This window comes from Pseudomonas thivervalensis (genome assembly GCF_001269655.1).
Classification (GTDB): Bacteria; Pseudomonadota; Gammaproteobacteria; order Pseudomonadales; family Pseudomonadaceae; genus Aquipseudomonas; species Aquipseudomonas thivervalensis.
This window is the reverse complement of sequence record NZ_LHVE01000015.1, coordinates 43,712-56,210: the sequence shown is the minus strand read 5'-3', so window position 1 is coordinate 56,210 and position 12,499 is coordinate 43,712. Positions and strand designations below refer to the sequence as shown.

Here is a 12,499-nt window from a genome sequence, read left to right as displayed (position 1 = left end):
AGTGTCCCTGATCGCTTCTGACCACTTCCGCATCGTTGTCGGCCTCGGCAAGAGCGGCATGTCCCTGGTTCGCTTCCTGGCGAACCGGGGCGTGTCGTTTGCCGTGGCCGATACGCGGGAAAATCCGCCTGAGCTGGCCACGCTGCGCCGTGACTATCCGCAGGTGGACGTGCGTTGTGGCGAGCTGGACGTCGAATTCCTGTGCCGCGCCGATGAACTCTACGTGAGCCCCGGCCTGGCCCTGGCGACTCCGGCCCTGCAGGCTGCCGCGGCCCGTGGCGTGAAATTGTCCGGCGACATCGAGCTGTTCGCGCGTAACGCGAAGGCGCCGATCGTCGCCATCAGCGGTTCCAATGCCAAGAGCACCGTCACCACCCTGGTCGGTGAGATGGCTGCGGCGGCCGGCAAGCGCGTCGCCGTGGGCGGCAACCTCGGTACCCCGGCGCTGGACCTGCTCAGCGATGACGTCGAGCTGTACGTGATGGAGCTGTCGAGCTTCCAGCTGGAGACCACCGCCCACCTGGGCGCCGAAGTGGCCACCGTGCTCAACGTCAGCGAAGACCACATGGACCGTTACAGCGGCCTGCCGGCTTATCACTTGGCCAAGCACCGGATCTTCCGGGGCGCCCGGCAAGTGGTGTTCAACCGTCAGGACGCCTTGACCCGTCCGTTGCTGGGCGAGGGCATGCCCTGCTGGTCCTTCGGCCTCGGTGTTCCGGATTTCAAAGGCTTCGGCTTGCGCGAAGAGAATGGCGAGAAATACCTGGCCTTCGAATTCCAGAGCCTGATGCCGGTGCGCGAGTTGAAGATTCGTGGCGCCCACAACCAGGCCAATGCCCTGGCTGCGCTAGCCCTGGGGCATGCGGTTGGTCTGCCATTCGACGCCATGCTTTCGGCCCTGCGCACCTTCGCCGGCCTTGAGCACCGCTGCCAGTGGGTGCGCGACCTGGATGGCGTGGCCTGGTACAACGACTCCAAGGCCACCAATGTCGGGGCCGCGCTGGCCGCCATCGAAGGCCTGGGCGCGGACATCGAAGGCAAACTCGTGCTGATCGCCGGCGGCGACGGCAAGGGCGCCGACTTCAAGGACCTGCGCGACCCCGTGGCGGCCAACTGCCGGGCCGTGGTGCTGATGGGCCGTGACCGCGAATTGATCGCCCAGGCCCTCGGCGATGCCGTGCCGCTGGTCCGTGTCGGTTCCCTGGACGAGGCGGTGCAGCAATGCCGCGCTCTCGCGCAACCGGGCGATGCGGTGCTGTTGTCGCCGGCCTGCGCCAGTTTCGACATGTTCAAGAACTACGAAGAGCGTGGGCAATTGTTCGCCCGGGCCGCGGAGGACTTGGCATGAACCTGATGAACATCATCAAGCCGTACCCGTCGCCGTTGATCACCGGCCGTGGCATCGACCTGGATTTTCCGATGCTCGCCGGTTGCCTGGCCTTGCTGGGCCTGGGCCTGGTAATGATCACCTCCGCGTCGTCGGAAGTGGCCGCCGTGCAGTCGGGCAACACGCTTTACCACATGATCCGCCACCTGATTTACCTGGTGATTGGCCTGGGCGCGTGCATCGTCACCATGATGGTGCCGATCGCCACCTGGCAACGCCTGGGCTGGATGATGCTGCTCGGGGCCTTCGGCCTGTTGGTGATGGTGCTCTTGCCGGGCATTGGCCGCGAGGTCAATGGCTCGATGCGCTGGATCGGCTTCAGCTTCTTCAACGTCCAGCCTTCGGAGATCGCCAAGGTCTTCGTGGTGATCTACCTCGCCGGTTACCTGGTGCGTCGCCAGAAGGAAGTGCGCGAGAGCTGGATGGGGTTCTTCAAGCCGTTCATCGTGTTGCTACCGATGGCAGGCCTGCTGCTGATGGAGCCGGACTTCGGCGCCACGGTGGTGATGATGGGCGCGGCGGCGGCGATGCTGTTCCTGGGCGGCGTCGGGCTGTTCCGCTTCACCTTGATGGTCGTGCTGGCGGTGGCGGCGGTGACCGTGCTGGTGCAGGCGCAACCGTATCGGATGGCGCGCCTGATCACCTTTACCGATCCGTGGGCCGACCAGTTCGGTTCCGGCTATCAATTGACCCAGGCACTGATTGCCTTCGGTCGCGGTGAATGGCTGGGCGTGGGCCTGGGCAACAGCGTGCAGAAGCAGTTCTACCTGCCGGAAGCCCACACCGACTTCGTGTTCTCGGTCCTGGCCGAAGAGCTGGGCGTGGTGGGTTCCCTGTGCACCGTCGCCCTGTTCGTGTTCGTCTGCGTGCGCGGCATGTACATCGGCCTGTGGGCCGAGAAGGCCAAGCAGTTTTTCGCTGCCTATGTGGCGTATGGCTTGTCGTTCCTGTGGATCGGCCAGTTCCTGATCAACATCGGCGTGAACGTCGGCCTGTTGCCGACCAAGGGCCTGACGCTGCCGTTCCTCAGTTATGGCGGCAGCTCCCTGGTGATCTGCTGTGCCTGTCTCGGCCTGTTGCTGCGCATCGAATGGGAGAGTCGAACCCACTTGGGCAGCGAAGAGATGGAATTCCAGGAGAGCGACTTCGCCGAGGAGCCGACTCATGGACGCTAACGTGCTGATCATGGCGGGCGGTACTGGCGGGCATGTGTTCCCGGCGCTGGCTTGTGCCCGGGAATTCCAGGCGCGCGGCTACACCGTGCACTGGCTGGGCACGCCACGGGGCATCGAGAACGAACTGGTGCCCGGCGCCGGCCTCGAACTGCACCGGATCGACGCCAGCGGCCTGCGGGGCAAGGGCAAGTTGTCACTGCTCAAGGCGCCGCTGATGCTGCTCAAGTCGATCTGGCAGGCGCGGGCGATCATTCGCCGGTTGCGCCCGGTGTGCGTGGTCGGGTTCGGTGGTTATGTGACCGGTCCTGGCGGCGTTGCGGCAAAACTGGCCGGTGTGCCGGTGATCGTCCATGAGCAGAACGCCGTGGCCGGTACCGCCAATCGGTTACTGGTGCCGTTGGCCGCCCGGGTCTGTGAAGCCTTTCCCGACACCTTTACCCTGTCGGGCAGCCGCCGCACCACCGGTAATCCGGTGCGTACCGAGCTGTTCCTCGAAACACCGCGCCCGGCCCTGGCCGGACGCAAGGCGCGTTTGCTGGTCCTGGGTGGAAGCCTGGGGGCAGAGCCGTTGAACAAATTGCTGCCCGAAGCCTTGTCGCAGGTCGCCCCCGAACTGCGCCCGGAAGTGTTTCACCAGGCTGGCAAAAACCACGATGAAGTGACCGCCGAGCGCTACCGCGCCGCCGGCGTCGAGGCGCAAGTGCAGCCTTTCATCAAAGACATGGCCCACGCCTATGGCTGGGCCGACCTGGTGATCTGCCGCGCAGGCGCGTTGACCATCAGTGAACTGGCTGCCGCCGGTCTGCCCTCGATGCTGGTGCCTTTGCCCCACGCCATCGACGATCACCAGACCCGTAACGCCGATTATTTGGCCCGTGAAGGCGCTGCCTTCCTGATGCCGCAAAGAACGACTGGCGCCGCGGATCTTGCCGCCCGCCTGACAGAGGTTTTGATGCAGCCGCAACGACTTGAAGACATGGCCCGCGCCGCGCGCCGCCTGGCCAAACCCGATGCCACGGCCCAAGTGGTCGATACCTGCCTGGAGGTGGCCCATGGTTGAGAATCGCAAAGCCATGCCGCAACCGGAAATGCGCCGTATTCGCCGCATCCACTTCGTCGGTATCGGCGGCGTGGGCATGTGCGGGATCGCCGAGGTGCTGCTGAACCTGGGTTACCAGGTCTCGGGCTCCGACCTGAAGGCCTCCCCGGTCACCGAGCGCCTGGAATCCTTCGGTGCGCAGATCTTTATCGGCCACCGTGCCGAGAACGCCGCCAATGCCGACGTGCTGGTGGTGTCCAGCGCCGTGAACACCTCCAACCCGGAAGTCGCCACCGCCCTGGAACGCCGTATTCCCGTAGTGCCACGGGCCGAGATGCTCGCCGAGCTGATGCGCTATCGCCACGGCATCGCCGTCGCCGGCACCCACGGCAAGACCACCACCACCAGCCTGATCGCCTCGGTGTTCGCGGCCGGTGGCCTGGACCCGACCTTCGTGATCGGTGGTCGCCTGAATGCCGCGGGCACCAATGCCCAGTTGGGCACCAGCCGCTACCTGATCGCCGAAGCCGACGAGAGCGATGCGAGCTTCCTGCACCTGCAACCGCTGGTGGCGGTGGTGACCAACATCGACGCCGACCACATGGCGACCTACGACGGTGACTTCAACAAACTGAAGAAAACCTTCGTCGAGTTCCTGCACAACCTGCCGTTCTATGGTTTGGCGGTGGTGTGCCTTGACGACCCGGTGGTGCGCGAAATCCTGCCGCTGATCAAGCGTCCGACCGTGACCTACGGTTTTGGCGAAGACGCCGACGTACGCGCCATCAACGTGCGCCAGCAGGGCATGCAGACGTTCTTCACCGTGTTGCGTCCCGATCGCGAGCCGTTGGACGTGTCGGTGAACATGCCCGGCAACCACAACGTGCTCAACGCCTTGGCCACTATCTGCATCGCCACTGACGAAGGCGTCAGCGATGAAGCCATCGTCCAGGGCCTGTCCGGGTTCCAGGGCGTGGGCCGGCGCTTCCAGGTCTACGGCGAACTGCCGGTGGACGGCGGCAACGTGATGTTGGTGGACGACTACGGCCACCACCCAACCGAAGTCGCCGCGGTGATCAAGGCCGTGCGCGGTGGCTGGCCGGAGCGGCGCCTGGTGATGGTCTACCAGCCGCACCGCTACAGCCGCACCCGCGACCTGTATGACGATTTCGTCCAGGTGCTGGCCGACGCCAACGTGTTGCTGTTGATGGAAGTCTATCCGGCCGGTGAAGAGCCGATCCCGGGGGCCGACAGCCGCCAGCTGTGCCACAGCATTCGCCAGCGTGGCCAGTTGGACCCGATCTACATCGAACGCGGCGTGGACCTCGCGCCGCTGGTCAAGCCGCTGCTGCGCGCCGGCGACATCCTGCTGTGCCAGGGCGCCGGTGACATCGGTGGCCTGGCCCCGAAACTGTTGAACAGTCCGTTATTCGCCGGAGCCATCGTGGCGTCCAGCGAGGGGAAACTGAAATGACTGCTGCCTACGCCAACCTGGTCTCGACCCTCGATCCGAAAGCCTTCGGCCGCGTCGCCGTGCTGTTCGGTGGCAAGAGCGCCGAGCGCGAGGTCTCCCTCAAGTCCGGCAACGCCGTGCTGCAAGCCTTGCAAAGCGCCGGCGTCGACGCCTTCGGCATCGACGTGGGCGATGACTTCCTGCAGCGCCTGCTGAGCGAAAAGATCGACCGCGCCTTCATCATTCTTCACGGTCGCGGTGGCGAAGACGGCAGCATGCAAGGCCTGCTCGAATGCCTCGGTATTCCCTACACCGGCAGTGGCATCCTCGCGTCCGCCCTGGCGATGGACAAGCTGCGCACCAAGCAGGTCTGGCACAGCCTCGGCATTCCAACGCCGCGTCACGCCGTGCTGGCGTCCGAGGCCGATTGTATTTCGGCAGCGACGGAACTGGGCTTCCCTTTGATCGTCAAACCGGCCCATGAAGGTTCAAGTATCGGCATGGCGAAAGTGAATTCGCTGCCTGAGTTGACCGCAGCCTGGAAGGACGCCAGTTCCTACGATTCGCAAGTGTTGGTCGAACAATGGATCACCGGTCCCGAGTTCACCATCGCCACCCTGCGTGACCAGGTGTTGCCCCCGATTGCGCTGGGCACGCCCCACACGTTCTACGACTACGACGCCAAGTACATCGCCAACGATACCCAGTACCGCATTCCCTGCGGGCTGGATGCCGCCAAGGAAAAACAACTGATGGACCTCACGGCCAAGGCCTGTGAGGCGCTGGGTATCGCCGGTTGGGGCCGGGCGGACGTGATGCAGGACGCCGATGGGCAGTTCTGGTTCCTGGAAGTCAACACCGCCCCCGGCATGACCGATCACAGCCTGGTGCCGATGGCGGCCCGCGCCGCCGGCCTGGACTTCCAGCAACTGGTGCTGTCGATCCTGGCCGCCAGTGTCGGCCAACAAGAGCCAAGAGGTTAAGCCATGCAAGGCGCATCGCTTCGTCATCAGCCATCCGCACCCGGTCGCAAGCCGGTGCCGCGGGGTGCCAGCCGAATGGTGGCCAAAGAGCCGATGTCGGCGCGCTTGCCGAAAGCCAATTTTGGTTTTCTCAAGAGCCTGTTCTGGCCGGTGCTGCTGGTGGCGTTGGGGTTCGGTACGTATGAAGGCGCGCAACGGTTGCTGCCTTATGCCGACCGGCCGATTGCCCGGATCAACGTCCAGGGCGACCTGAGCTACATCAGTCAGCAGGCGGTGCAGCAGCGGATCGCCCCGTTCGTCGCGTCGAGCTTCTTCACCATCGACCTGGCGGGCATGCGCACGGAGCTGGAGCAGATGCCCTGGATCGCCCATGCCGAAGTCCGGCGGGTGTGGCCCGACCAGGTGTCGATTCGCCTGGAGGAACAACTGCCGGTGGCCCGTTGGGGCGACGAATCGCTGTTGAACAACCAGGGCCAGGCGTTTACGCCGCGAGAACTGGCCAATTATGAACATTTGCCACAACTGTTCGGTCCACAGCGGGCCCAGCAGCAAGTGATGCAGCAATACCAGGTGTTGAGCCAGATGTTGCGGCCGTTGGGTTTCTCCATCGCGCGCCTGGAATTGCGTGAGCGCGGCAGTTGGTTCCTGACCACTGGCGCGGGCAGCTCGGGACCGGGCATCGAGCTGTTGCTCGGGCGCGGCAACCTGGTGGAAAAGATGCGCCGCTTCATCGCCATCTATGACAAGACGCTCAAAGAACAGATTACGAACATTGCGCGCATCGATCTGCGCTACGCCAACGGCCTCGCTGTTGGCTGGCGGGAACCTGTAGCGCCGACGACGGCCGAACCCGCCGTCGCGAAGAATTAAGAAGAGGCAGGACCCATGGCAAACGTGCAAAGCGGGAAAATGATCGTCGGTCTCGATATCGGCACTTCCAAGGTGGTGGCGCTGGTAGGCGAAGTCGCGGACGACGGCACGCTGGTCATCGTCGGGATCGGTACACACCCGTCCCGTGGCTTGAAGAAAGGCGTGGTGGTGAACATCGAGTCCACCGTGCAATCGATCCAGCGCGCCATCGAAGAGGCGCAACTGATGGCCGGTTGCCGGATCCACTCGGCGTTCGTCGGCGTGGCGGGCAATCACATCCGCAGCCTGAACTCCCACGGCATCGTGGCGATTCGTGATCGCGAAGTCAGCTCCGCCGACCTCGAGCGCGTTCTCGACGCGGCCCAGGCCGTGGCGATCCCGGCCGACCAGCGTGTGCTGCACACCCTGCCGCAGGACTACGTGATCGATAACCAGGAAGGCGTGCGCGAGCCCCTGGGCATGTCCGGCGTGCGCCTGGAAGCCAAGGTCCACGTGGTGACCTGTGCGGTGAACGCTGCGCAGAACATCGAGAAGTGCGTGCGCCGCTGCGGCCTGGAAATCGACGACATCATCCTCGAGCAACTGGCCTCGGCCTACTCGGTGCTGACCGACGACGAGAAAGAACTGGGCGTGTGCCTGGTAGACATTGGCGGCGGCACCACCGACATCGCGATCTTCACCGAAGGCGCGATCCGCCACACGGCCGTGATCCCGATTGCGGGTGACCAGGTGACCAACGACATCGCCATGGCGTTGCGCACCCCGACCCAGTACGCCGAGGAGATCAAGATCCGCTACGCCTGCGCCCTGGCCAAGCTGGCCGGCGCCGGCGAAACCATCAAGGTGCCAAGCGTTGGCGACCGTCCACCGCGCGAACTGTCGCGCCAGGCCCTGGCCGAAGTGGTCGAGCCGCGTTACGACGAGCTGTTCACGCTGATCCAGGCCGAACTGCGTCGCAGTGGCTACGAAGACCTGATCCCGGCTGGCATCGTGCTGACCGGCGGTACGTCGAAGATGGAAGGCGCGGTCGAGCTGGCCGAAGAGATTTTCCACATGCCGGTGCGCCTGGGCGTGCCCCATGGCGTCAAGGGCCTGGATGACGTGGTTCGCAACCCGATCTATTCCACCGGCGTGGGCCTGTTGATGTACGGCCTGCAGAAACAATCCGACGGGATCTCGTTTTCGGGGATTGGCAGCCGCGACAGCTACAGCAGCGACGAGCCGAAGGCACCGTTGTTCGAGCGGCTCCAGGCTTGGGTCAAAGGCAACTTTTAAACAGTTTCAAAGCTTCACGCGGCAAGTTTCAGGCTTGGCGCTGGAAGACGCAGCAAACGCAGTAGGCGAAAAAACTAGAGAATGAAGGAGAGGGAAAATGTTCGAACTCGTAGACAACATCCCCGCTAGCCCGGTTATCAAAGTAATCGGTGTCGGCGGTGGCGGCGGCAACGCTGTCAACCACATGGTCAAGAGCAACATCGAAGGCGTCGAATTCATCTGCGCCAACACCGATGCTCAAGCGCTGAAAAACATTGGCGCGCGGACCATCCTGCAACTGGGTACCGGCGTGACCAAGGGCCTGGGTGCCGGCGCGAATCCCGAGGTTGGCCGTCAGGCTGCCCTGGAAGACCGCGAGCGCATCGCTGAAGTCCTGGCTGGCACCAATATGGTGTTCATCACCACGGGCATGGGCGGCGGTACCGGTACCGGTGCTGCGCCGATCATTGCCGAAGTGGCCAAGGAAATGGGCATTCTCACCGTTGCGGTGGTGACCCGTCCGTTCCCGTTCGAAGGTCGCAAGCGCATGCAGATCGCCGATGAAGGCATCCGCGCGCTGAGCGAAAGCGTCGACTCGTTGATCACCATCCCCAACGAGAAGCTGCTGACCATCCTGGGTAAAGACGCAAGCCTCTTGTCGGCTTTCGCCAAGGCCGATGACGTACTGGCCGGTGCCGTTCGCGGTATCTCCGACATCATCAAGCGTCCGGGCATGATCAACGTCGACTTCGCCGACGTACGCACCGTGATGTCGGAAATGGGCATGGCGATGATGGGCACTGGCTGCGCCAGCGGTCCGAACCGTGCACGCGAAGCCACCGAAGCGGCCATCCGCAACCCGTTGCTCGAAGACGTCAACCTGCAGGGCGCCCGTGGCATCCTGGTGAATATCACCGCCGGTCCGGATTTGTCCCTGGGCGAGTACTCCGACGTGGGTAGCATCATCGAGGCGTTCGCGTCCGACCACGCGATGGTCAAGGTCGGCACCGTGATCGATCCGGACATGCGCGATGAGCTGCACGTGACCGTGGTTGCCACTGGCCTGGGCGCGAAAATCGAGAAGCCGATGAAGGTGATCGACAACACCGTGCAGACCACCATGGCCTCCCAGCCACAGCAACAAGCCCCCGTTCGTCAGGAACAGCCTGCGGTGAACTACCGTGACCTGGACCGTCCGACCGTCATGCGCAACCAGGCCCAGGCCGGTGCTGCGACTGCCGCGAAGATGAATCCGCAAGACGATCTGGATTACCTGGACATCCCGGCTTTCCTGCGTCGTCAGGCCGATTGATGGAATGTATCAGGGGGATACGGTTGATTGGTGTTCAGCAAAGGTCTGGTCTGCTATCATCGCCAGCCTTTGTTGATACCAGTTCGCAATTTGCGCTGAAGCGGCCCATGCCATGATTAAACAACGCACCCTGAAGAATATTATCCGTGCCACAGGTGTCGGCCTGCACTCCGGCGAGAAGGTCTACCTGACCCTCAAGCCCGCGCCTGTCGATACCGGCATCGTGTTTTGTCGTGCCGACCTCGACCCTGTGGTGCAGATTCCTGCTCGCGCGGAAAACGTTGGTGAAACCACTATGTCGACCACACTGGTCAACGGTGACACCAAAGTGGACACGGTGGAGCATTTGCTCTCGGCCATGGCTGGCCTGGGCATCGATAACGCCTACGTCGAGCTCTCCGCGTCCGAAGTCCCGATCATGGATGGCAGTGCCGGACCCTTCGTATTCCTGATTCAATCGGCTGGCCTGGAAGAGCAGGACGCAGCCAAGAAGTTCATCCGCATCCTGCGGGAAGTGACTGTGGAAGACGGCGACAAGCGCGCCACTTTCGTCCCTTTCGAAGGTTTCAAGGTGAGCTTCGAGATCGATTTCGATCACCCGGTTTTCCGTGACCGCACCCAGAGTGCAAGCGTGGATTTTTCCAGCACTTCGTTCGTAAAAGAAGTCAGCCGCGCCCGTACCTTTGGTTTCATGAGTGACATCGAGTACCTGCGCAAGCACAACCTCGCACTCGGCGGCAGTGTTGAAAACGCGATCGTGGTCGATTCCGATGGTGTATTGAACGAAGACGGCCTTCGTTATGAAGACGAATTCGTCAAGCACAAGATCCTCGATGCAATCGGCGACCTCTACCTGCTGGGCAATAGCCTGATTGGTGAGTTCAAGGGCTTCAAGTCCGGTCACGCACTGAACAACCAGCTGCTGCGCAAGTTGATTGAGCAGAAGGATGCTTGGGAAGTCGTGACGTTCGAAGACGCCAGCACCGCACCAATCTCTTACATGCGCCCTGTTGCGGCTGTGTAAGCAAAAAACCTCTCTAGTTTTTGAAGGCTGCCTTTGGGTGGCCTTTTTTTATGGGCGCTTTTTGGGTGTATATCTTTTTGGTGTGTATATCCGTTGCTGCGGTAACTAACAGGGCGCCCGAGATCAACGTCCTCCCCGAGGCGGCCTAATAGCCGACCTGGTCCTTGAGGGAACCGTGTTCCTCCTGTGGGAGCGAGCCTGCTCGCGAAGGGGCCGGTCACCGCAAACTGACACACCGCCATCGCGAGCAGGCTCGCTCCCACAGTGTTTACCGTTGATCAATCTGTGGCGTGATGGCTGGGAAGCTTTTGTGGCGAGGGAGCTTGCTCCCGCTTGAGTGCGCAGCGCTCATCGCTTTTTTGGGGCCGCTGCGCGACCCAGCGGGAGCAAGCTCCCTCGCCACAGGACCGTGCCGTTCCCAAAACCCTTGTGGGTATCCAACATCACCGGACATCACATCGCACAAACCACACGATTTCGCCCACTGGCCTTCGCCTGGTACAGCGCCTTGTCCGCAGCGAACAAAAGTTGCGGAAGCTCACCATACGGCCCGTTCAGCCAAGTAGCGATGCCAATACTCACCGTCATGGACGCTCCCCCCTCGGTCACCGGTGGTAACTGTTCAACCGCGTCGCGAATGTTCTGAGCCATGGTGAACGCACCAGCGGTGGTGGTCTCCGGCAGCACCACCGAGAACTCTTCACCGCCATAACGCGCCGCCAGGTCGGCGGGGCGTCGGACGTGTTGGCCGATCAACTGCGCCAAGGTTCGCAGGGCCTCGTCACCCTGCTGATGACCATGGCGATCATTGAATGCCTTGAAGTGATCGGCATCGATCATCAGCACAGACAACGGTTGGCCCGAACGTTGGGCACGCAGCCATTCCTGTTGCAACGTCTCGTCCAGCGTTCGTCGGTTGGCCAGGCCGGTGAGGGCATCGGTGGAGGCCAGCTGTGCCAGTTCCCGTTCGGCATTGTGGCGGCGTCGCAATTCGCGGCGCAGCAGCCAGGTGACCCACAGCAGGCCAATGCACAGCGCACCGGTGGCGCCGCTGACCAAGAGCGCGGTGCGTAGCCAGGAAGCAAAAACCTCTTGGGTCGAGAGGGCCACCACAACGATCAGAGGCAAGTTGCCTACCTGGGAAAAGGTATACAGGCGCGTTTTCTGATCCTGGCCGGATACACTGGTGAAACTGCCGTTGCCTTCGCGCAGGATGCGTACGAAGTTCGGTCGGTTGCTGAAATCCTTGCCTATCAGATCGTCGGCCAGGGGCGGCTCCTGTGCCAATAGAATGCCTTTGCTGCTGACCAGATTGACCGTCCCGCCATGTCCGATGTTCAAGCTTTTGAATAATTGGTTGAAGTAATTCAGGCGCATCGCGGCCTCGGCCACGCCCATGAACTCGCCCCGTTCGTCGCTCAGTCGATAGCTGAAACTGATGCGCCAGTCCTGCGCATGACTTCTGGAACGGAACGGGCGGCTGATCATCATGCCCGGGCTCGGGTCCTGGACATGGGACTGGAAATATTCTCGGTCGGCGTAATTGCCTTTTCGCGGTTCGATCGAGGCGGAGTCGGCGATGACATCGCCACGCTTGTCGAGCAGCAGGATGTCGCCTTTGTAGGGGGCGGCGGTGGCGCGGTCGAACAGCGCCAGATGGCGAATCGCTGGCGAAACGTCTTTCAGATCGTCGCGTTTGGCAGCGGCGACCAAACCTTGCAGCGACAGATCGTAGAGCTCCACGTTACGCAGCACATCGGCGTCAATCAATTGCACGATATTGGTCGCCGCACGTGTCGCAGCCTGTTGTGCGGCGGCATGTTCGCGGATCAACAGAAACGTCACGATGCTCAGGATGGCGATGACAACCAGCGAACAGGCCAGTACGAGTACCCGTTCCGAACGTATCGAAAGCGGGGTGTTGCCGGGTGTCGCACTGCGCGCGCTCATGGGTCCGATGTCTGCATAGTCATGTGGCTGGGATCCGTCCCAAAGGATTGCA

At 62.6% G+C, this 12,499-nt stretch carries 10 protein-coding genes; 9 read left to right on the top strand and 1 reads right to left on the bottom strand.

The features are described 5' to 3' along the window. Position 1 precedes the first annotated feature (1 nt). The 9 genes from murD to lpxC all read left to right on the top strand — a co-directional run bounded on the left by murD (position 2) and on the right by lpxC (position 10,497). Positions 2-1,348 (top strand): UDP-N-acetylmuramoyl-L-alanine--D-glutamate ligase, encoded by a 1,347-nt coding sequence (murD, locus tag AD659_RS21700; RefSeq protein WP_053124964.1) that lies wholly within the window; start codon positions 2-4, stop codon positions 1,346-1,348. After that, positions 1,345-2,562 carry a putative lipid II flippase FtsW gene (gene ftsW, locus AD659_RS21695; protein ID WP_053124962.1) on the top strand — a complete coding sequence of 406 codons (1,218 nt, stop codon included), beginning with the start codon at positions 1,345-1,347 and terminating at the stop codon, positions 2,560-2,562. The genes murD and ftsW overlap by 4 nt, the downstream gene beginning before the upstream one ends. Continuing rightward, positions 2,552-3,622, top strand: a complete 1,071-nt coding sequence (gene murG / locus AD659_RS21690; RefSeq protein ID WP_053124959.1) for an undecaprenyldiphospho-muramoylpentapeptide beta-N-acetylglucosaminyltransferase — start codon at positions 2,552-2,554, stop codon at positions 3,620-3,622. The genes ftsW and murG overlap by 11 nt, the downstream gene beginning before the upstream one ends. Continuing rightward, positions 3,615-5,075 (top strand): UDP-N-acetylmuramate--L-alanine ligase, encoded by a 1,461-nt coding sequence (gene murC, locus AD659_RS21685; RefSeq protein ID WP_053124957.1) that lies wholly within the window; start codon positions 3,615-3,617, stop codon positions 5,073-5,075. Before murG ends, murC begins: the two co-directional genes overlap by 8 nt. Continuing rightward, on the top strand, positions 5,072-6,037 hold the full coding sequence (locus AD659_RS21680; RefSeq protein ID WP_053124955.1) for a D-alanine--D-alanine ligase: 966 nt from the start codon (positions 5,072-5,074) through the stop codon (positions 6,035-6,037). Before murC ends, AD659_RS21680 begins: the two co-directional genes overlap by 4 nt. A 3-nt stretch (positions 6,038-6,040) precedes the next feature. Further along, positions 6,041-6,907, top strand: coding sequence for a cell division protein FtsQ/DivIB (locus tag AD659_RS21675; protein ID WP_042729561.1), 867 nt, complete (start codon positions 6,041-6,043; stop codon positions 6,905-6,907). A gap of 15 nt (positions 6,908-6,922) precedes the next feature. After that, positions 6,923-8,182, top strand: a complete 1,260-nt coding sequence (ftsA, locus tag AD659_RS21670) for a cell division protein FtsA (RefSeq protein WP_003205342.1) — start codon at positions 6,923-6,925, stop codon at positions 8,180-8,182. 97 nt (positions 8,183-8,279) lie between these two features. Beyond that, positions 8,280-9,473 carry a cell division protein FtsZ gene (ftsZ, locus tag AD659_RS21665; protein ID WP_041020564.1) on the top strand — a complete coding sequence of 398 codons (1,194 nt, stop codon included), beginning with the start codon at positions 8,280-8,282 and terminating at the stop codon, positions 9,471-9,473. 112 nt (positions 9,474-9,585) lie between these two features. Next, the gene (gene lpxC / locus AD659_RS21660; RefSeq protein ID WP_030139673.1) at positions 9,586-10,497 is read left to right on the top strand and encodes a UDP-3-O-acyl-N-acetylglucosamine deacetylase; all 912 of its coding nucleotides are present in this window, start codon (positions 9,586-9,588) and stop codon (positions 10,495-10,497) included. 453 nt (positions 10,498-10,950) lie between these two features. Here the strand turns inward: lpxC and AD659_RS21655 are convergent, their stop codons facing one another. After that, a complete protein-coding gene (locus AD659_RS21655) occupies positions 10,951-12,447 on the bottom strand; it encodes a sensor domain-containing diguanylate cyclase (RefSeq protein ID WP_053124953.1) in 1,497 nt (498 codons plus the stop codon). Between the last annotated feature and the right edge of the window lie 52 nt (positions 12,448-12,499).